Raw genomic sequence first — 19,345 nt, forward strand, 5'->3', positions numbered from 1 at the left:
ATGCCGTCACCGTCCCTTCGGGAGGCCCAGGATGCGTTCGGCCACGATGTTCGCCTGGATCTGCGAGGTGCCGGCCGCGATGGTGTACGACAGCGAGGAGAGCCGGTCGAGGGTCCACTCGTGCCCCAGGTCCAGCGCGCCGGGCCCGAGGACCTCGGCCGCCGCGTCGTACAGCTCCTGCCGCGCGTGCGAGTACCGCAGCTTGAAGACGGACCCGCCGGTGCCGGGCACCCCGCCCGTGCGCTGCGCCTCGCTGACGTTCCACTGCGTCAGCCGCCACAGCGCCCGGAACTCGGCGTTCAGCCGGCCGAGGCGGCGGCGCAGCACGGCGTCGTCCCAGTGGCCGTCGGCGCGGGCCGCGCGGGCGAGTTCGCGCAGCACCCGCCGGCAGGCGACGACCTCGCCGACGAAGGCCGTGCCGCGTTCGAAGGAGAGCGTCACCATGGTCACGCGCCAGCCGTCGTTCTCGGCGCCGACCCGGTTGGCGACCGGGACGCGCACCTCGTCGAGGAACACCTGCGCGAACTCGGCCGAGCCCGCGAGGGTGCGCAGCGGGCGGACCGTGACGCCCGGCGCGTCCATGGGCAGGGCCAGCCATGAGATGCCCCGGTGCTTCGGGGCGTCCGGATCGGTGCGCACGAGCAGCTCGCACCAGTCCGCGACCTCCGCGTGCGAGGTCCAGATCTTGGACCCGCTGACCACGTAGTGGTCGCCGTCGCGCCGCGCGCGTGTGCGCAGCGCCGCCAGGTCCGATCCCGCGTCGGGCTCGGAGAACCCCTGGCACCAGACCTCCTCGCCGCGCAGCACGGGCGGCAGCCAGCGCGCCCGCTGTTCGGCGGTGCCCTCGACGGCGATCGTGGGGCCCGCGTGCAGCAGTCCGACGAAGTTGGCGCCCACGTAGGGGGCGCCCGCCTTCTCGGTCTCCTCCAGGAAGATCAGGTGCTGGGTCGGGGTGGCTCCCCGGCCGCCCGCGTGGACGGGCCAGTGCAGTCCCGCGTACCCGGCGTCGTAGAGCCTGCGCTGCCAGCCGAGGTCGTAGGCGCGCCGTCCGGGCCAGTCGTCGGGCGAGGGCTTCGGGGGCAGGCCGGGCAGGGTCTCGCGGAGCCAGGCGCGCAGCCGGGCGCGGAAGTCCTCCTCCTCCGGGGTGCAGGCGAGGTCCATCAGCTGTCGAGGTCCAGGTCCAGCATCCGGATCGCGTTGCCGCGCATCAGCTTGTGGACGGTCTCGTCGTCGAGGCCCTTCACGTGGTCGAGGGCGACCTCCTTGGTGTGCGGGAAGGTCGAGTCGACGTGCGGGTAGTCCGTCTCGAAGGTGGCGTTGTCGCGGCCGACCGTGTCCAGGGAGGCCACGCCGTGCTTGTCGCGGAAGAAGCAGCAGAAGATCTGCCGGTAGTAGTACGTCGAGGGCGGTTCCGGGATCAGGTCCCTGACCCCGCCCCAGGCGCGGTGCTCCTCCCAGACGTCGTCGGCGCGCTCCAGGGCGTACGGGATCCAGCCCATCTGCCCTTCCGAGTAGGCGAGTTTGAGCCGGGGGAACTTCACGAGCACGCCGGAGAAGAGGAAGTCCATCATCGAGGCCATGGCGTTGTTGAAGCTGAGCGATGCCTGCACCGCGGGCGGCGCGTCCGGGGACGCGGCGGGCATCTGGGAGCTGGACCCGATGTGCATGTTCACGACGGTGCCGGTCTCCTGGCAGACCGCGAAGAAGGGGTCCCAGTAGCCGGAGTGGATCGAGGGGAGCCCCAGGTGGGTGGGGATCTCGGAGAAGGTCACGGCCTTGACGCCCCGGGCGGCGTTGTGCCGGATCTCGGCGACGGCCAGGTCGATGTCCCAGAGCGGGATCAGGCACAGCGGGATCAGCCGGCCGCCGCTGTCGCCGCACCACTCCTCGACCATCCAGTCGTTGTAGGCGCGCACGCAGGCCAGGGCGACCTCCTTGTCGTGCGCCTCGGCGAAGGTCTGCCCACAGAAGCGGGGGAAGGTAGGGAAGCAGAGGCTGGCCTCGACGTGGTTGAGGTCCATGTCCCTGAGGCGCTCGGCCGGGTCCCAGCAGCCGCGCCGCATCTCCGCGCGGGTGATGCCCTCCAGCGTCATCTCGTCGCGGTCGAAGCCGACGGCGGCGATGTTGCGCTTGTACGGGAACTTGAGGTCCTCGTAGATCCACCAGTCGGTCGGCGGGCCGTCGGGGTCCATCGTGATCTGGTACCTGCCCGCCACGTAGGCGAGTTCGCCGATGCCGGCGGTGAGCGGCTTGGGTCCACGGTCCCGGTACTTCTGCGGCAGCCAGGTCTCGAAGAGGTGCGCGGGCTCGATCACGTGGTCGTCGACGCTGACGATCCGCGGCAGTTCCGTCATGAGTCCCCTCCACCGTGGGGTGCACGTCCGCCGACGGATCTGATGACCCGTCAGATGTCAGGCTAGCCCCGCACCCCTGGACCGACAAGGCGGTGCGCCCTACGCTCTGCGCACTATCTGACTGTCCGTCAGTTAAGGTCCGCCGCGCCTCCGGAGCCACGGGCCGGGGCGCCGCCGGCAGCGAGGGGATCGCCGTGAACGACACCGCACACGCACTCGCCGCGTCGCCCACCCTCTGGGAACTGGTGCGCCGCCGCGCCGCGCTGACCCCCGACCGTCCGGTCCTGCTCCAAGGCGACCGCACCCTGACCTTCGGCGAGCTGCACGGGCGCGCGGAGCGGGTCGCGGCGGGCCTGTACGGCATGGGCGTACGCCCCGGCACGGTGGTCGCCTGGCAGTTGCCCACGCGGATCGAGACCGCGCTGCTGTCCTTCGCGCTGGCCCGGCTCGGCGCCGTCCAGTCGCCGGTGATCCCGTTCTACCGGGACCGCGAGGTCGGCTTCGCCCTGCGCGAGTCCAAGGCGGAGTTCTTCGCCGTCCCCGGGGTGTGGCGCGGCTTCGACCACACCGCGATGGCGCACGCACTGGGCGCGAAGGGCGTCTTCGAGGCGTACGACGCCCTGCCGGACGGCGATCCGTCCGTGCTGCCCGCCCCGCCCGCCGACGGCACCTCCGTTCGCTGGATCTACTGGACCTCGGGCACCACCTCCGACCCCAAGGGCGTGCTGCACACCGACCGTTCACTGATCGCGGGCGGCTCCTGCCTGGCGCACGCCCTGCGCCTGACGGATCGGGACGTGGGCTCGATGGCCTTCCCGTACGCGCACATCGCCGGGCCCGACTACACGGTGATGCTGCTGCTCTACGGCTTCCCGGCGGTGATGTTCGAGCACTTCGCGCTGCCCGGCGCCCTGGCGGAGTACCGGCGGCACGGGGTGACGGTGGCCGGCGGGTCCACGGCGTTCTACTCGATGTTCCTCGCCGAGCAGCGCGGGCGGCCGGGGCGGAAGGTGATCCCGACGCTGCGGCTTCTGGCGGGCGGCGGGGCGCCGAAGCCGCCCGAGATCTACCACGCCGTCGTCCGCGAGATGGGCGTCCAGCTCACCCATGGGTACGGGATGACCGAGGTGCCGATGATCACCATGGGCTCGCCCGACGACACGGCCGAGAACCTGGCGACGACGGAGGGACGGCCCCCCGAGGGCATGCGGATCCGGATCGTGGACGGGGAGGTGCGGCTGCGCGGCGAGGCCGTCTGCCAGGGGTATCTGGACCCGGCGCAGACCGCGGCGGCCTTCGACGAGGAGGGGTTCCTGCGCACCGGCGACCTGGGACGGCTGACGGGCAGCGGTCACCTGGTGCTGACCGGCCGCCTCAAGGACGTGATCATCCGCAAGGGCGAGAACATCTCGGCCCGGGAGATCGAGGACCTGCTGCACAGGCATCCCGGCGTCGGCGACGTCGCGGTGATCGGCCTGCCCGACGCGGAGCGCGGCGAACGGGTCTGCGCGGTGGTCGAACAGCCGCCGGAGGCACCGGAGTTGACCCTGGCGGCGGTGACCGCGTATCTGCGCGGGGAAGGGCTGTCCGTGCACAAGCTGCCGGAGCAGCTGGAGGTGGTGGACGCCCTTCCCCGCAACGAGACCCTGCGCAAGGTGCTCAAGTACCGGCTCAGGGAGCGGTTCTCGGCGTGAGCTCCCCGTACGCGCCCGCCGTGGACCTCACTCGGGCACCGTGAAGTAGCGGGCGAACGCGGTGACGACCTCCGTCTCGCCGATACGGCCGTCGGCGTCGGTGTCGAGGGCGCCGGCCGCGTAGGCGGCGACCTCCTCGCTCGCGCCGAGCGCCCGCAGGACACGCGCGGTCTCCTCGACCGTGGCCGCTCCGTCCCCGTCGGTGTCCGCGACGGCGAGCGCCGCGTGCAGGAAGGGGCGGGCGATCTCGGCGAAGCGGTCGGGGTTGTCGCGCAGCCGCTTGACCGCGCCGTTGACGAACTCCTCGCGCGTGATGCGCTGGTCGCCGTCCCGGTCCGCTATGCCCGCCATGCCCTGCCAGAAGGCCTCGGCCCCGCTGTAGAGGGCCTGGCCCTTGTCCGACCGGGCCGCCGTACCGAACTGGGCGAGGACCGATTTCGCCGCCGCGTTGAAGTCCTCCCGGTCGATGTAGCCGTTGCCGTCCTGGTCGAAGGTGGCGAACCGGGCGGCGATCCTCCGCTCGTACTCGGTGCTGACCATGGTGTTCGGACCGCCTTACATCTCAGCCGGACTCTCAGCCGGACTGCGGGTTCATCTGGCAGGGAGCGTACGACGCCGGAGGCCCCGGGGGAGCCGGAAAACGTCGCTTGTACCAAGACCGCGCGAATTCCGGGACAACCGTGTGGCACCGCGACGCCTCCGCTGTGACCTACGTCACGCGGACAGGGGGCGGGATTCCTCGTCGAGGGCGGTGTCGAGATCCGGGAAGACGTCGAACAGACGGCGCACCCCGAGTGCGGCGAGCACCCGGTTGACGTGCGAGCCGTCCTCGGCGCCCTCGGCGGGCAGTATCAGCCGCAGACGCCCCTGGCAGGAGCGGATGAGCCGACGGGTCGCGATGAGCACGCCGACCCCGCTGGAATCGCAGAAGAAGACCTCGGACAGGTCGAGGACGAGACTGTGGCGGCCGTCCGCCACCGCGTCGTGCACCCGCTGGCGGACCACCGGCGACGTCACCAGATCCATCTCGCCCGCCACTTGGAGCACGGCCCAGTCGCCTCGCTCCCCGTCGGTCACCTTGAGCGTCACGCCACGCCTCTCGTCGCCCTCCGGAAACGGAATACGCTCCCTCGGTTCTCCTGCGCGGCTGCCCGGCAGTCGTTTCCATGAAACACCTGCACGCGACCGAAAGCCCGCCCCTGTCGAGCCAAAAAAGTCATGGCCGATCTGCCCCGATCAGGGGTGATCGGGGTGGGGACGGGTAGGCGCCGCGGCGGCGGCGGTTCACTACCATCCGCCGCTCGTCAAGGGGCGCACATTGCCGCAAAGGGGCGTGCGCTGTCGGACGTGCCGACTACATTCGAGACAGCGACGCACACAGGCTGGACAGCGGACAGGCACTCGGGACGGGCAGGGGTGAGGGGCCGTATGGCGAAGAAGGACGCACCGCCCCGCTGGGACCGCAAGATGCAGCAGCGGCTCGCCCGCGGGGAGGCGGCGGCGCTCGGCGAGCTGTACGACCGGTTCGCCTCGCTCGTGCACGGCCTCGCCCACCGCGTACTGGGGGACGAGGACGCGGCCGACCGCATCACCCGCGAGGTGTTCGTCCACGTCTGGGAGAACCCCGACGCGTACGACCCCAAGCAGGGCCCGCTGCGTTCCTGGGTCGCCACGCTGACCCACCGGCTCGCCGTGCAGCGCCTGCGCGCCACCGAGACCGCCGCGCTGGCGTCCGGCGGCCGGGGCAGCGCGGAGGAGCTGGAGCGCCGGGTGCGCCGCGCCTCGGTGGCCGCCCGCGCGGACTACATCGTCACGTCCATGCCCATGCCGCTGCGGGCCGCCCTGGAGCGCGCCTACTTCCAGCGCCGGGACTACCGCCAGACCGCCGTGGACCTCGGCATCACCGAGGACGAGGCGCGCCGCCGGCTCCGCCTCGGCCTCCAGCTGCTGTCCACCGCCCACGACGGCCCCTCCGGGACGCCTCCCGAACCCGGGGGCACGCGGTGAGCGGCGACGCGGACCGCGCCGGGGACCTCGGCGCCGGGAGCCCGCACGAGGAGACCGGCGGCCACCGGGAGGACGTACCGGAGGACGCCGAGGGCAAATACGGAGACGGCTCCGGCGGTCACGGCGGCGGCCCGGACGGGCCGGGCACCGAGCACGGCGGCCCCGGGGAGGAGTCCGGACGCCCGCCGCGCATACCGCCGCCCCGGTCCTCCGTCGAGGACACCGGACGCCCGCTCCCCGGGCCGGACCCGGCCCTCGCGCCGCTCGTCCTGGAGCACCCCGTCCTGAAGTCGCTGCTCGGCGCCTGGGCGCTCGCCGCGTGCTCGGCGGACGAGACGCTGGCCGTCGAGGACCACCTCGGCGAGTGCGGCGCCTGCGCGGACGAGGCCCGCCGGCTGCGCGAGGCCGTCGGGCTGCTGCATCCGGCCGAGAGCCTCGACCTCGACCCGACGCTGCGCACCCGGGTTCTGGAGGGCTGCCTCGACCGGCGTCCGCCGCGCATCCCGGTGCCCGACTGGGCGGCCCCGTACGACGCCGAGACCGCGCGGCTCGACGCGCTGCTCCAGGACATCGGCGGCGCCGAGTGGCACGCGCCCGTGCGGCTGCGCTGGTTCGACGGGCAGGGGCCCGCGAGCCGCCGTACGACCGTCGCGGGGGTGATCGCCCATCTGCTCACCGTGGACGGGCTGGTCGCCGTCGCGCTGGGCCTGGACGATCCGCTCGGCAGGACCCGCGCCGACGAGGGGTCGCCGGCGGGGCGGACCGAGGCGTACTGGGCCGCGTCGCACTTCCCGCCCACCCGTGCGCTGCGCGGGCCGTGGCGGGAGCAGAGCCACAACCTGGTGCGGACGGTGTCGTTCGCCGGCGGCGGCTCGGGGCTGCTGCCGGTGCCGTACGGCGCCTTCGAACTGCCGCTGCGGGACTCGATGCTGGACCGCGCCTTCGAGTGCTGGGTGCACGCGGGCGACATAGCGGAGGCGGTGGACTACCCGTACGAGCCGCCCGCCCCGCGCCATCTGCACCGGATGATCGACCTGGCGGCCCGGATGCTGCCCACCTCGCTCGCCGAGCGGCGTCGCGCGGGCCTGTCGTCCCCGCCGCCCCGGCATCTCGTCGCGGCCGGCACGCCCGGCCGCAGCCTGCGGCTGGAGATCGAGGGGTCAGGCGGCGGGGAGTGGCTCATCCCGCTCGACTCGCCGGGAGCGGTCGCGTCCGCCGAGTTCGAGGTCGCCCATGTCGCCCTGGACGGCGTGGAGTTCTGCCGGCTGGCCGCCGGGCACGTGTCGCCGGAGGAGGCGGCCGCCGGTCAGGACGGGGACCGCGAGGCCATCCGGGACGTCCTGCTGGCGGCGGCGTCCCTCAGCCGGATGTGACAGCGGGCGCCTGCCGGGGGTGCGGTGGCGGGCGCCTTCCCGGCGGGGCGCGCCCGCGTCCCGTTCCCCGGGCGGCGCGTTCCCGCGCTCAGGGCAGTGCGCGTACCGGCCCCGCTGTGAGGCGCGGTCCCGTCTCAGCGCCCCGACGCCCTCCCCCGCAGCGAGGAAGGTCTCCCCTTCGGCGCCCCCGGACGCCTTCCCCAGGGTCGGCGGGACTGCGTTACGCGAAGACGACCGTGCGGCGGCCGTTCAGGAGGATGCGGCGCTCCGCGTGCCACTTGACCGCGCGGGCCAGCGCCTGGCACTCCACGTCGCGGCCGATGGCGACGAGCTGGTCGGGGGTCACGTCGTGGCCGACCCGCTCGACCTCCTGCTCGATGATCGGCCCCTCGTCGAGGTCCGCCGTCACGTAGTGCGCGGTGGCGCCGATGAGCTTCACGCCCCGGGCGTGCGCCTGGTGGTACGGCTTGGCGCCCTTGAAGCTCGGCAGGAACGAGTGGTGGATGTTGATGATCCGGCCGCTCAGCTGCTTGCACAGGTCGTCCGAGAGGACCTGCATGTAGCGGGCCAGGACGACCAGCTCCACGTCCTCGGCGCGCACCAGCTCCAGGAGCTGCGCCTCGGCCTCCGCCTTGGTGTCCCTCGTCACCGGGATGTGGTGGAAGGGGATGTCGTACGACGCCACGAGTTCGGCGAAGTCGGTGTGGTTGGAGACCACGGCGGCGATGTCGACGGGCAGCGCGCCGATCCGGGCGCGGAACAGCAGGTCGTTCAGGCAGTGCCCGAACTTGCTGACCATCAGGACGACCCGCATGCGGTCCTCGGCGCGGTGGATCTGCCAGTCCATGTGGAAGGCGTCACCGATCGCCGTGAAGCTGGCGCGGAGCTTGTCCACCGTGACCGGCGCCTCGGCCGAGAAGTGGACCCGCATGAAGAACAGGCCCGTGTCGTGGTCGCCGAACTGCTGGCTGTCCTCGATGTTGCAGCCCGTCATGAACAGGTAGCTCGACACGGCGTGCACGATCCCCTGCTTGTCCGGGCAGGAGAGGGTCAGGACGTACTGCTCGGCGGGCGCGGCGGCGCCGACGGACTGCTCGTTCATGCCCGCCAGGGTCCCATACATGGCGCCCGCGCCGGGCGGGCGTCCCGCTAGGCGGACCGGGTCAGGATCCTGAGCACCTCGAGCGTGCGGGGCGGCACGTCGGGGTCGTCGCCGTCGCTCGTCGCCAGCAGGACGTGCGCGTCACGGGCGGCGCGGACCGCCTCCGGCCACGCCTGGTGGTCGAGGTAGGCGGAGACCGGCGCGTCCGGGCCGACCTGGTGCATGATCCGCAGCACGCGCAGCACGGCGGAGTCGACGAGCGCCGCCTCCTGCGCGTCGCGGAAGATCGTGCCGACGTACTTCTCGGCGGACCAGTTGTCGAGCCAGGTGTCCTCGACGAGGCGGTACACGGCGTCGGTGACGTCCCCGTACCCGTCCACGCCGGCGAGCCAGACGTCCCGCTGGAACCCGGGGTCGGAGAGCATGTGCAGCGCGGAGCGCACATTGCTGCGCCAGCGCCACCACGGCATGTCGTTCAGTGGCATGCCGCCCATGGTGGATGAGCGGTGCCCGCGACGGGAAGACTTCTCCGAACCTTGCACGGTCATCGATCGTACGTTCCCCGTGCCGGTCCTCCGACCGCCCCCCGTTGTTCACCTGTGCGTCACCGCCGGTTGACCGGCGGTCACTCCCCGGTTGGCCGTGTGAGGGAATCGTGCGGGGACATGACCGGCAGGCGACGCACACGCAGCTCCTCCCCCTCCGCACTGTCCCGCCCACTCAAGGCCACGCTGCTGTCGGCGGGTGCTCTGGCGGTGTGCGCGTCGATCGCCGTCGGCTGTGGGGTCGTCCCCGGTGTCACAGGGGGTTCCGGGGGCGACTCCATCACCGTCATGACCTGGGCGCCCGAGGACACCCCGGCGACGAACAAGCCAGGCATGCCCGCCATGGCGCAGGCCTACGCCCGCTGGGTCAACTCCCGGGGCGGCATCAACGGCCGCGAGCTCAGGGTCCTGACCTGCAACGACCACAACGACTCCGTGGACGCCGCGAAGTGCGCCCGGCGCGCGGCCAAGGAGGACGCCGTGGCCGTCGTCGGCTCCTACAGCCAGCACGGCGACTCCTTCCTCTCCCCGCTCCAGGGCGCCGGCATCCCGTACATCGGCGGGTACGGCCTGACCGACGACGAGTTCCGCAGCCCGCTCTCCTACCCGGTGAACGGCGGCCAGCCCGCGCTGCTGGCCGGGCTCGGCGAGGAGCTCGGCCGCACCTGCGGCCCGGTCTCGCTCGTCCGCCCCGACACCATCGCCGGCGACGAGCTCCCGCTGCTCCTCGGCGCCGGTCTGGAGCGCGAGGGACACGCCCCCGCCACGGACGTGCGCGCCGCCGAGGACGCCACCGACTACTCGGCCCAGGTCACGCAGGCCCTCCAGCGGGCGTCCTCCGACCCCGCCGAGCGGGGATGCGTGGTGACCGCGCTCGGGGACCGCACGGACGCCTTCATGGACACCTTCCGCCACCGCCGGGAGGACTACCCGAAGGTGCGCACGGCCTCCGTGCTCGGCAGCGTCGACCAGACCGTGATCGACGCCACCGGCGGCAGGTCGGGCCCGTACGAGAACGCGTACGTCACCGGCTGGTACCCGGCGTCGAAGGACGGCCGGTGGAACGCCATGAAGGCGGTCATCCGCGAACAGGCCTTCGGCGACAACCGCATCGACCCCGCGGACGCCGGGGTGCAGACCACCTGGATCGCCTACACCGTCCTGCGGCAGGTCGTCGAGTCCCTGGGCGACGGCGAGGTGAGCGCGCGCACCATCCGGCGCGCGCTCGACGACGGCGTGAAGGTCGACACCGGCCGGCTCACGCCCACGCTGAGCTGGCGCTTCGGGGACCTGCTCGCGGTGGTCGACTTCCCGCGCCTGGTCAATGCCGACGTGACCTTCCAGGTCGTACGCGGGGGCCAACTGGTCACGTCCCGGCGCGGGTTCGTCAACGTGTCCAAGACCCTGGAGAGCGCCGCCTCCAACTCCCGCTGACGGCAACGCCCGTGGGGGCGGGCCCGGAGTCCGGGTCCGCCCCCACGGGCACCGTCCGTCAGAGCTGGGTCGGCTGACGCTGCGTCAGTCCGTACGTGGACGCTATGGAGTTCCACAGCTGCGCGGCCTTGGTCTTCTGCGCGCTGGCGGTGACGCTCGCGCGGTCGCCGGCCTGGGACTGCGGGGTGGTGCGGGCCCGGTGCTTGCGGCAGCCGTGCCTGCCCGCGGTCTGGTCGGCCCAGGCGGCGTAGTGGCTGTCGGCGGACGCGGACGCCTTCCAGGCGTTGGTCAGCGCGGTGGTCAGGTCCGCGTTGTTCGGCAGCTTGTCGACCTTCAGGCCGGAGAGCCGGGTGACGAGGTCGTTCCGCTGCTTGGCGGCGGCGCGCAGATCGGTGGCCGCCTGGCCGAGGTTGTCGCAGGCCCGTACGTTGCCGACGGCCGCGATCACGGAGGCCCGGCTGTCGTTGCTGTCCGCCAGCAGCTTGTCGAGCGCGACGGCCTGCTCCTTCGCCGGGTCGGCGGACGGGGAGGCCGACTGCGACCCGGTGGACGCCGCCGCCGAGACGGGCTTCCCGTCGGTGCCGCCGTCGCCGTCCGAACCGGTGCTGAGCAGGGCGCCCGCCCCGACACCGAGGACGGCGATGCCGAGGCCGACGGCGACGATCAGCGGGACGCGCGAACCGGTGCGCCGGCGCCCGCCCCCGTCGTCGGCGGCACCGCGCCGCGCGGCGGCCCGGCCGCCCGGGGCACCGGGGCCCGACCGCTGCGGGTGGCGCGGATCGACACGGGGCAGCTGCTGCGTGGACGCGGGGCCCTCCGCCTCGCTGCGGAAGAGGTTGTCGAACTCCGCGGGAGGCGTGCGCTCCTCCGAACCCCCCTGCGGTGTCCCGTAGGGCGCCGCGGCCGGTTCCGCGGGCACCGGGGCGATGTACTGGGTGGCCTGCGCGTCGGGGTCGGCGGCGGACGGCCCCGGGCCGGTCCCGCCCCGGGGCGCACGGCCCAGGTAGCGCGTCGCGTCGGCGGGCATCTCCGGCGGCAGCGCGCCGGGGCCCGCGGGGCCCGGACCGGAGCCCACCGGAGGCAGGAACTGGGTGGCGCCCTCGTCCGGCGCCGCCGGGACGGGCGGCAGGTACTGGGTCGCGCCCTCGTCGGGGTGCGCCGCCGCGGGCGGGACGGGCGGCAGGTACTGGGTGGCGCCCTCGTCGGCCGGCGGCAGCGGCGAGGCGGCCCCGGCGCGGTGCGAGGGCGCGTGACGGCCGTCGGGGGCCTGCGGGGGCAGCGGCGCCCCGTAACCGCCGGGCCCGTGCCCGGGCGCGTGGGCGCCGGTGCCGTAGGGGTCGTCCGGCCGCGCGCCCTCGGGCGGCAGCGGCTGCGGCTGGGCGGGAGCGCCGTCCCAGCCCTGCCCGGAGGCCGACGCGTGCCGGCCCCGGGACGCGCCCGGCTCGTAGCCGCCCTGCGCCGCGTGCGGCTCGTTCCAGCCCTGGCCGCCCGTACCGGACGCCTGCCAGTTCCCGGAGCCGCCGGTGGAGCCGCCCCAGTCCTGGGCGGGCGGGGACGGCTCTGAGGCACCCCATGCCGGGGGCGAGGAGACGGCGCCGTCCGCCCCGGACCGGGGTGCCCCCCAGCCGTGGCCGGGCGGCTGTCCGTGCCCGCCGTCCGGGGCCGCGCCCGGGCCGGGACCCTGCTCCGCCGGGGCCTCGGGCCCCCACGACCGGTTCCAGGCCTGACCGCCGGCGGGGGCCGTACGGTCGCCCGTCGTGCCCGGAAGAAGAGGTTCACCGCCGTCGGAGGGCAGCACGATGCCTTCGCGCGCGGGCCGCGCCGAGGGCTGATCGCCCTGTCCACTCTGCGTCACCGGGACTCCTACGAATGGGGGACCTTCGGAATCGTCGGCTCACGCTACCGGGTTACGCCGACCCGGTGCCACGCAGCACATGGCCCGGCCCCCCACCCCGGCGGACGGGACCCCCGAACCGCCCCGCGGCGCGCCCTACACGCCTCCTTCCGGCGCGCGCATCCCGGTTTCCCGCCTGTTCACGCCCTCGCACCCCGTACGTTCACCGGGTGCGCGCCGGTCCTCCACACGCGCCGGCCCCCGCCCGCTCAGGCCGCCGCCTGAAGGTCCATCCGGGCCCCGAACTCCCTTACCACGGGCTCGTCCCGGTACGGCTCCAGCCGCTGCTGGAAGTCCTCCAGGTACTCCGCCCCGCGGTTGGACCGCAGGGTGCCGAGGAGCTCGACGGCGCGCATGCCGGTGTGGCAGGCCTGCTCGATCTCGCGCTGCTGCACCTGCGCGGTGGCCAGCAGCACGAACCCGATCGCCCGGCGCCGCGCCCGCGACTCCGGGTGCCCGGCGAGGGACTCCTCGGCGCACCGCGCCGCCGCCTCGGCCTGGCCCAGGTCCCGGTGGCAGTGCGCCAGTTCGTCGGCCAGGTAGGCCTCGTCGAAGTGCGCGATCCACGTCGGGTCGTCCCCGGAGGCCGCGTCCGCCGACTCCAGGGCGGTGACCGCCCGCCCCGACGCCAGCTGGGCGGCCCGCGCGTCGCCCATGAGCGCGTGCCCGCGCGCCTCGGCGGCGTGGAACATCGACTCCGCGCGCGGGGTCACCCGGCCGCGGGCGCCCTCCTGGGCGGCGCGCGCCAACTGCGCGATCTCGCGCGGGTTCCCGAGCTGCGCGGCCAGGTGGCTCATGGACGCGGCCAGCACGTAGCCGCCGTACCCGCGGTCGCCCGCCGCCTGGGCGAGCCGCAGCGCCTGGATGTAGTACCGCTGCGCGAGCCCCGGCTGCCCGGTGTCCACCGCCATGTACCCGGCGAGTTCGGTCAGCCGCGAGACGGCGGCGAACAGCTCGCGTCCGACCGCCTCCCGGTAGGAGCCCGCGAGCAGCCCGGAGACCACGCTGTTCAGGTAGTGCACGACGACGGGCCGTACGTGGCCGCTGCCGTACTGGTGGTCAAGCTGCACGAGCGCCTGGGTCATCGCCCGGACCGCCGCCACGTCCGACAGCCCGACGCGCGGGCCCGCCGCGCGCGCGACCTGCGAGTCCGGCGCGGAGATCAGCCAGTCGCGACTCGGCTCCACCAGCGCGGAGGCGGCGACGGACGACCCCGACAGGAAGTCCCGGCGCCCCACGTCGCTGCGCCACAGCTCGCAGACCTGCTCGATGGCCCCCAGCACCGTCGGCGAGAACTGGAGACCGACGCCGGACGCGAGGTTCTTGCCGTTGGCCATGCCGATCTCGTCGATGGTGACCGTGCGCCCCAGCTTGCGGCCGAGCGCCTCCGCGATGATCGCCGGCGCCCGTCCCCGAGGCTGCTGGCCGCGCAGCCAGCGCGCGACGGACGTCTTGTCGTAGCGCAGGTCCAGTCCGTGTTCCGCGCCGCACATGTTGACGCGGCGGGCCAGTCCGGCGTTCGAGCAGCCGGCTTCCTGGATGAGCGCCTGCAGTCGTTCGTTCGGCTGCCGCGCGACGAGAGGCCTTGCGGCCATGGCGTACCCCCTGCTCTCCGGCAACTCCCCCGCCGGGACGCCCGGGTCGAAGACGAACGGGAGACCGCGGGCCCGGAAAGGGCCCTGGTCGTCCGCTCGCCTCCGGGGTGCCCCTTCGGCTCGTCGCCCTGCTGCGGTGCCTGCCCGCGCACCGGGTTGACGTGTCCTCGATGGCCGGCTCCGGCGAGGGATCCCGGCCAGGAAGATCAATGCCCCGTCGAGATACGGAAGATGCGAGGCATGTGAGGATTGCCGGGGTAAAGCCGATTGCCCGACCCCACAGGTGGTTACCCACCCCCCGCTGCCGCTGCCCGCGCGCGCCCCCGCCCGTGCATCCATGCGCCCCGGACGCGGGATCGATGCTCCTCCCCCGCGCGCGCGTCGCCCGTAACCCGAGGTGGGTGCGGGAGTTGAGTTCACCGTGGACGAGACCATCGCAGGCACCGAGACCGCTCAGATCCCCGTCCAGCGCGGCGAAGCGCTGCTGGACACCGCCGTGCGCTATGCCGAGGAGCGCCACTGGGACGTCTTCCCCGGCACCTGGCTGGAGGCCGTCGACGGGACCCAGCGCTGCTCCTGCGGCGAGCCCGCGTGCCCCCTGCCCGGCGCACACCCGGCGCGCGAGGACTGGGCGACCCAGGCGACGGGCAGCGCGACCGTCGCCCGCCGGATGTGGTCGAGGCAGCCCACCGCGTCGATCCTGCTCCCCACCGGGCGCACCTTCGACGCCATCGACGTGCCCGAGACGGCCGGGTTCCTCGCCCTCGCCCGGATGGAGCGCATGGAGCTGACGCTCGGCCCGGTGACCTGCACGCCGGACCGGCGCATGCAGTTCTTCGTCCTCCCCGGGGCCGCGGCCAAGCTCCCCGAGCTGATCCGCAAGCTCGGCTGGCCGCCCGCCTCCCTGGACCTGGTCGCACTCGGCGAGGGCACCTACGTGGCGGCCCCGCCCACCCGTTACGGGTCCCGGGGCGCCGTGCAGTGGGCCTGCCGGCCGACCCCGGCGAACCGCTGGCTGCCCGACGCGGAGGAGCTCATCTCGCCGCTCGCCTACGCCTGCGGACGAGACGGGCGCCGCTAGGCAGTGTCCGAAGCGGCGCGAGTGCGTGCCAGGCGCCGCGGGGCGGGCGGGACTTCGCGGACACGGCCCAGGGGTCCCGCCGTCCACGCGTCCCCTGCCCCGCGCGGCTGATCACGGGTTGCCCACACCCCCTCGCCGCCGGGGCGCCCGGCCGTAGGGTGCTGGCATGACCGAGGCAGCAGGGGCGCAAGTGCCGGCCGTACGCGTACGGGGGCTCTGGAAGCGGTTCGGGGAGCAGATCGCCGTCGCCGGGATCGATCTGGAGCTGCCCGCCGGGCGGTTCATCGGACTCGTCGGGCCGAACGGGGCGGGCAAGACCACCACCCTCTCGATGGTGACCGGGCTGCTCCGGCCCGACCAGGGCACCGTCGAGGTCGTCGGCCACGACGTGTGGCGCGACCCGGTGGAGGTGAAGGCCCGGATCGGGGTGCTGCCCGAGGGACTCAGGCTCTTCGAGCGCCTCTCGGGGCGCGAACTCCTGGCCTACACCGGCCGGTTGCGCGGGCTGCCCGGCGCCGAGGTGGACAAGCGGGCCACCCAGCTGCTGGACGTCCTGGACCTCGCGGGCGCCCAGCACAAGCTCGTCGTCGACTACTCGACCGGCATGCGCAAGAAGATCGGCCTGGCCTGCGCCCTGCTGCACAATCCCGAAGTGCTCTTCCTGGACGAGCCGTTCGAGGGTGTCGACCCGGTGTCCGCGCAGATCATCCGGGGCGTCCTGGAGCGCTTCACCGCCTCCGGCGCCACCGTCGTCTTCTCCTCCCACGTCATGGAGCTCGTCGAGTCGCTGTGCGACTGGGTGGCGGTGCTGGCGGCCGGGCGGATCCGTGCGCACGGCCCGCTGGCCGAGGTCCGCGGTGACGCCCCCTCGCTCCAGCACGCCTTCCTCGAACTCGTCGGCGCGCACGGCCGGGACGCCGGGTCCGACCTCGACTGGCTGGGCGGCGGCGCGCGATGAGCACGACCGCCTCCACGGAAAAATCCGCGGGATCTCCGGCGGGCGGCGCGCCCGCCGTCCCCGTCACCGCCGTCTTCGTACGCCTCAAGCTGTCGCTGCTGCGCAACGGGCTGCGGCAGTCCGCGGGACGACGGGCCGCGTACGTCACCTCGACCGTCCTCGTGCTCCTCGTCGCCGCGCTCCAGCTGATCGGCCTGATCGCCCTGCGCGGGGACGCCCACGCCGCCACCGTCACCGTCGTGCTGACCGCCGTCCTCGCGCTCGGCTGGGCCGTGATGCCGCTGTTCTTCCCCAGTGGCGACGAGACCCTCGACCCCACCCGGCTGGTGATGCTGCCGCTGCGCCCCCGGCCCCTGGTGCGGGCCCTGCTCGCGGCCTCGCTGGTCGGCATCGGGCCGCTGTTCACGCTCTGCCTGCTCGTCGGCTCCGTGATCGCCGTCGCGCACGGCCCGGCGGCCCAGGTCACCGCGGTGGTGGCCGTGCCGCTCGCCCTGCTCGTCTGCGTGGCCCTCGCACGGACCGTCGCGGCCGCCAACATCCGGCTGCTGACCAGCCGCCGGGGACGCGACCTCGCGGTGCTCAGCGGGCTGGTCGTCGCCGTCGGCGCGCAGCTCGTCAACTTCGGCGCGCAGCGGCTCGGTTCGGCGGGCGGGCTCTCCGCGCTTGACCCGGCGGGCGAGGTGCTGGCCTGGGTGCCGCCCGCCTCGGCGATCGGCGCGGTGGACGCCGTGAGCGAGGGGTCGTACGGCGTCGCGGTCGCCCGGCTGCTGCTCGGCGTGGCCGCACTGGCGGGGCTGCTGGCCTTCTGGTCACGGAGCCTGACCCGGCTGATGACCTCGCCGGACGGCTCGACGCTCCAGGCGGCCGAGCCCGCCGCCCGGGAGCGCGGGACGAACAGGCTGCTCCGGCTGCTGCCCACGGGGCGCACCGGGACGGTCATGGAGCGGAGCCTGCGCTACGTGTGGCGGGACCCGAAGACCAAGGCGGCCTGGGTGACCTCGCTCGCCATCGGGCTGATCGTGCCGGTGTTCAACGCCCTCCAGGGCACCGGCTCGGTGTACTTCGCGTGCTTCGCGGCCGGGATGCTCGGCATCCTGATGTACAACCAGTTCGGGCAGGACACGTCCGCGTTCTGGATGGTCGCGATGACGATCTCGTCCTCCCGGGACGCGTACGCGGAGCTGCGGGGGCGGGCGCTGGCGCTGCTGGTGATCACGCTGCCCTACGCGACCCTCGTGACCGTCCTGACGACCGCGATGCTCGGCGACTGGCCCCGGCTGCCGGAGGTGCTCGGGCTGTCCTTCGCGCTGCTCGGGTCGATGCTGGCGACCGGTGCCTGGTCGTCGGCCCGCTTCCCCTACTCGATCCCGCAGGAGGGCTACAAGAACGTGGCCCCGGGCCAGGCGGGGCTGGCCTGGATCTCGATCTTCGGCGGGATGGTCGCCGCCGCGCTGCTGTGCGCCCCGGTCATCGCCCTGACGATCTGGCTGAACGTGGCGGCGGACGCCGACGCGTGGACGTGGCTGCTGCTGCCGGTGGGCGCGGGGTACGGGACGCTGATCACGCTGCTCGGCCTGCGCCTGGCGGCACCGCGCATCGCACGGCGGCTGCCGGAGATCCTGACGGCGGTGAGCAAGGGCTGAGCCCACGGGCGGGCGGGACGGCGGTGGGTCCCGCCCCCGGGGCCGCCGGGTGCGAGGGCCGCCGGGGTGCCGGGCCGGCTTGCGGGGTGCCGGACCGGCTTGCGTGATGCCGACCGCGGGCGTGGCACCGGACGGCGGGCGTGATGCCGAACTGGCAGGCGTGATGCCGAAGCGGCAGGCGCGGTGCCGACCAGGGACGTGGTACCGGACGGCAGGCGGGATGCCGGACGGCAGGCGTGACGCCGGACGGCAGGCGTGACGCCGGACGGCAGGCGCGGCGCCGGACGGCGGGCGTGAGGTCAGCCGGGGAGGCTGTGCGCCCGGGGGCGCAATCGTTCCCCGGGGGCGCTCACTTGGTCAGGACGCTGTCCATGAACGGCTCGATCGCGGCGCGCCAGGCGTCCGGCTGGTCGTAGTGCACGAGGTGCCCGGCGTCGGCGACCTCCGCGTACTGGCCGCGGGGCAGGACGCGGACCATCTCCTGGGACTCCGCGCGGCCCAGCTCGCCGTCCAGGCCGCGGACGACCAGGGCGGGGCACTGCACCTGGGTCAACTCCTCCCAGTGCGCGTCGTACACCCAGGTCTCCCGGGACTTGAGCATCTGCTCCGGTTCGAAGACGGGGCGCCAGCCGTCCGCCGACTCGGACATCACCTCGGCGTAGAACTCCCCGCGGGCCGGGTTCGGGCGCTCCACCCAGGGGTCGTCCTCGCCGAACCACTTGCGGACGTCGGCGAGCGTGGCGAACGGAACCGGCCAGGCCTTGAACCAGTCCTCCCACTCCCGCTGCGAGGCACCGCCGAGGGCCGAGGCCCGCATGTCGCAGATGACCAGTCCGCAGACCAGGTCGGGGCGGCGGGCGGCGAGCTGCCAGGCGGTGAGGGCTCCCATGGCGTGGCCGATGACGACGGCCGGGGCGAGGCCCAGCTGTTCGAGAGCGGCCTCGGCGTCCTCGACGTAGGCCTCACGCGTGTAGAAGCCCTCCGGCGGCTTGTCGCTCTGTCCGTGGCCGCGCTGATCGAGCGCCACGGCGCGGTGCCGCTCGGAGAGCCAGCGGGCGGTCGACGCCCAGTGCGAGGCACGGCCCATCAGGCCGTGCAGTAACAGCACGCCGGGGCCGCGTTCGGCGCGCTCCCCCGGTGCCCGCCCGGGGCCGCCCTGCGCGGGCACGGTCCGGGCCGGCTCGGCGGCCCGCGCCGGATCACCCTTGGGAGGGTCGCCGAACTCCCAGGCCGCGAGCCGTACGCCGCCTGCTCCGGTCACGTCGATGCGCCGCACCATAGGTCCTGGCACCCCCCTGGCTCGCTCGGACCGCTCGCTCCCGCCGGTCCACTCTCGTACCGCTGGTCGTCCCGCTGCTCCTGCTGGGTCCTGCCGTCGCACACTGTTCACGTCGTGATCGCACACCCGCTCGTACAGCGCGCGTCACCGAGAGATCGTCACCCCCACGCTATCGAATAGGGATTCGAAAATACGGGTCCGGGCGCCAACACCCCTCGTTCGAGTGACCTCTCTCAGGGATTGACCGCCGCTGCCGAGGGGAGATCTTCAACGGGGAACGGACCGCTCGGGGAAAAGGGTCCGGAGGGGATGACCCTGGGAGCTCGGGGCTCCGGGTCAGCACAGGGGAGGACAGGCCCCGGCGCCACTCGGCGCCGGGGCCCTCT

At 73.9% G+C, this 19,345-nt stretch carries 16 protein-coding genes; 7 read left to right on the forward strand and 9 right to left on the reverse strand.

Annotation, left to right across the window (positions count from 1 at the left end; translation table 11 throughout):
• Window positions 1-6: 6 nt before the first annotated feature.
• Entirely contained in the window at window positions 7-1,161 is a 1,155-nt protein-coding gene (locus ACZ4VA_RS24510; RefSeq protein ID WP_468082516.1) for an acyl-CoA dehydrogenase, read from the reverse strand.
• Entirely contained in the window at window positions 1,161-2,354 is a 1,194-nt protein-coding gene (locus tag ACZ4VA_RS24515) for an amidohydrolase family protein (RefSeq protein ID WP_356163876.1), read from the reverse strand. The genes ACZ4VA_RS24510 and ACZ4VA_RS24515 overlap by 1 nt, the downstream gene beginning before the upstream one ends.
• 194 nt (window positions 2,355-2,548) lie before the next feature.
• Here ACZ4VA_RS24515 and ACZ4VA_RS24520 point away from each other — a divergent pair, with 194 nt between their 5' ends.
• Window positions 2,549-4,048, forward strand: coding sequence for a class I adenylate-forming enzyme family protein (locus ACZ4VA_RS24520; protein ID WP_468082517.1), 1,500 nt, complete (start codon window positions 2,549-2,551; stop codon window positions 4,046-4,048).
• 27 nt (window positions 4,049-4,075) lie between these two features.
• Here ACZ4VA_RS24520 and ACZ4VA_RS24525 read toward each other — a convergent pair whose 3' ends face one another.
• On the reverse strand, window positions 4,076-4,588 hold the full coding sequence (locus tag ACZ4VA_RS24525) for an EF-hand domain-containing protein (RefSeq protein WP_355785543.1): 513 nt from the start codon (window positions 4,586-4,588) through the stop codon (window positions 4,076-4,078).
• 174 nt (window positions 4,589-4,762) lie between these two features.
• Window positions 4,763-5,137 (reverse strand): STAS domain-containing protein, encoded by a 375-nt coding sequence (locus ACZ4VA_RS24530; protein ID WP_355785546.1) that lies wholly within the window; start codon window positions 5,135-5,137, stop codon window positions 4,763-4,765.
• A gap of 339 nt (window positions 5,138-5,476) precedes the next feature.
• On the opposite strand from ACZ4VA_RS24530, the gene ACZ4VA_RS24535 reads away from it, so the two are divergent.
• Both ACZ4VA_RS24535 and ACZ4VA_RS24540 read left to right on the forward strand, forming a co-directional pair.
• Window positions 5,477-6,055, forward strand: a complete 579-nt coding sequence (locus ACZ4VA_RS24535; protein ID WP_468082518.1) for a sigma-70 family RNA polymerase sigma factor — start codon at window positions 5,477-5,479, stop codon at window positions 6,053-6,055.
• Window positions 6,052-7,428 carry a maleylpyruvate isomerase N-terminal domain-containing protein gene (locus tag ACZ4VA_RS24540; RefSeq protein WP_468082519.1) on the forward strand — a complete coding sequence of 459 codons (1,377 nt, stop codon included), beginning with the start codon at window positions 6,052-6,054 and terminating at the stop codon, window positions 7,426-7,428. The genes ACZ4VA_RS24535 and ACZ4VA_RS24540 overlap by 4 nt, the downstream gene beginning before the upstream one ends.
• Before the next feature lie 220 nt (window positions 7,429-7,648).
• On the opposite strand, the gene purU is transcribed toward ACZ4VA_RS24540, so the two are convergent.
• Together purU and ACZ4VA_RS24550 are read right to left on the reverse strand one after the other, a co-directional pair.
• Window positions 7,649-8,530, reverse strand: coding sequence for a formyltetrahydrofolate deformylase (gene purU, locus ACZ4VA_RS24545; protein ID WP_356163872.1), 882 nt, complete (start codon window positions 8,528-8,530; stop codon window positions 7,649-7,651).
• A gap of 47 nt (window positions 8,531-8,577) precedes the next feature.
• On the reverse strand, window positions 8,578-9,078 hold the full coding sequence (locus ACZ4VA_RS24550) for an SCO4402 family protein (RefSeq protein ID WP_355786484.1): 501 nt from the start codon (window positions 9,076-9,078) through the stop codon (window positions 8,578-8,580).
• Window positions 9,079-9,195: 117 nt separating this feature from the next.
• On the opposite strand from ACZ4VA_RS24550, the gene ACZ4VA_RS24555 reads away from it, so the two are divergent.
• Window positions 9,196-10,509 (forward strand): ABC transporter substrate-binding protein, encoded by a 1,314-nt coding sequence (locus ACZ4VA_RS24555; protein ID WP_468082520.1) that lies wholly within the window; start codon window positions 9,196-9,198, stop codon window positions 10,507-10,509.
• A 58-nt stretch (window positions 10,510-10,567) separates the two neighbouring features.
• On the opposite strand, the gene ACZ4VA_RS24560 is transcribed toward ACZ4VA_RS24555, so the two are convergent.
• Both ACZ4VA_RS24560 and ACZ4VA_RS24565 read right to left on the reverse strand, forming a co-directional pair.
• Window positions 10,568-12,364: a hypothetical protein gene (locus ACZ4VA_RS24560; RefSeq protein WP_356163871.1), complete on the reverse strand. Its 1,797-nt coding sequence runs from the start codon at window positions 12,362-12,364 to the stop codon at window positions 10,568-10,570.
• Window positions 12,365-12,612: 248 nt separating this feature from the next.
• Window positions 12,613-13,998 (reverse strand): transcriptional regulator, encoded by a 1,386-nt coding sequence (locus ACZ4VA_RS24565; RefSeq protein ID WP_355785813.1) that lies wholly within the window; start codon window positions 13,996-13,998, stop codon window positions 12,613-12,615.
• 421 nt (window positions 13,999-14,419) lie between these two features.
• Between ACZ4VA_RS24565 and ACZ4VA_RS24570 the strand changes: the two genes are divergently transcribed.
• The 3 genes from ACZ4VA_RS24570 to ACZ4VA_RS24580 all read left to right on the forward strand — a co-directional run bounded on the left by ACZ4VA_RS24570 (window position 14,420) and on the right by ACZ4VA_RS24580 (window position 17,680).
• Window positions 14,420-15,079 carry a bifunctional DNA primase/polymerase gene (locus tag ACZ4VA_RS24570; protein ID WP_355785816.1) on the forward strand — a complete coding sequence of 220 codons (660 nt, stop codon included), beginning with the start codon at window positions 14,420-14,422 and terminating at the stop codon, window positions 15,077-15,079.
• A gap of 166 nt (window positions 15,080-15,245) precedes the next feature.
• The gene (locus ACZ4VA_RS24575) at window positions 15,246-16,037 is read left to right on the forward strand and encodes an ABC transporter ATP-binding protein (protein WP_355785820.1); all 792 of its coding nucleotides are present in this window, start codon (window positions 15,246-15,248) and stop codon (window positions 16,035-16,037) included.
• Entirely contained in the window at window positions 16,034-17,680 is a 1,647-nt protein-coding gene (locus ACZ4VA_RS24580) for a transporter (RefSeq protein WP_355785823.1), read from the forward strand. The genes ACZ4VA_RS24575 and ACZ4VA_RS24580 overlap by 4 nt, the downstream gene beginning before the upstream one ends.
• A gap of 349 nt (window positions 17,681-18,029) precedes the next feature.
• On the opposite strand, the gene ACZ4VA_RS24585 is transcribed toward ACZ4VA_RS24580, so the two are convergent.
• Complete coding sequence (locus ACZ4VA_RS24585; RefSeq protein ID WP_356174259.1) at window positions 18,030-18,959, reverse strand: alpha/beta fold hydrolase; 930 nt, start codon at window positions 18,957-18,959, stop codon at window positions 18,030-18,032.
• Between the last annotated feature and the right edge of the window lie 386 nt (window positions 18,960-19,345).

The sequence above is a fragment of the Streptomyces sp. NPDC028308 genome, from assembly GCF_055565855.1.

Coding starts and splice junctions, on each gene's coding strand:
- ACZ4VA_RS24510 (WP_468082516.1), bottom strand. CDS start 1,161: ATGGACCTCGCCTGCACCCCGGAGGAGGAGGACTTCCGCGCCCGGCTG.
- ACZ4VA_RS24515 (WP_356163876.1), bottom strand. CDS start 2,354: ATGACGGAACTGCCGCGGATCGTCAGCGTCGACGACCACGTGATCGAG.
- ACZ4VA_RS24525 (WP_355785543.1), bottom strand. CDS start 4,588: ATGGTCAGCACCGAGTACGAGCGGAGGATCGCCGCCCGGTTCGCCACC.
- ACZ4VA_RS24535 (WP_468082518.1), top strand. CDS start 5,477: ATGGCGAAGAAGGACGCACCGCCCCGCTGGGACCGCAAGATGCAGCAG.
- purU (WP_356163872.1), bottom strand. CDS start 8,530: ATGAACGAGCAGTCCGTCGGCGCCGCCGCGCCCGCCGAGCAGTACGTC.
- ACZ4VA_RS24550 (WP_355786484.1), bottom strand. CDS start 9,078: ATGACCGTGCAAGGTTCGGAGAAGTCTTCCCGTCGCGGGCACCGCTCA.
- ACZ4VA_RS24555 (WP_468082520.1), top strand. CDS start 9,196: ATGACCGGCAGGCGACGCACACGCAGCTCCTCCCCCTCCGCACTGTCC.
- ACZ4VA_RS24565 (WP_355785813.1), bottom strand. CDS start 13,998: ATGGCCGCAAGGCCTCTCGTCGCGCGGCAGCCGAACGAACGACTGCAG.
- ACZ4VA_RS24575 (WP_355785820.1), top strand. CDS start 15,246: ATGACCGAGGCAGCAGGGGCGCAAGTGCCGGCCGTACGCGTACGGGGG.
- ACZ4VA_RS24580 (WP_355785823.1), top strand. CDS start 16,034: ATGAGCACGACCGCCTCCACGGAAAAATCCGCGGGATCTCCGGCGGGC.
- ACZ4VA_RS24585 (WP_356174259.1), bottom strand. CDS start 18,959: ATGGTGCGGCGCATCGACGTGACCGGAGCAGGCGGCGTACGGCTCGCG.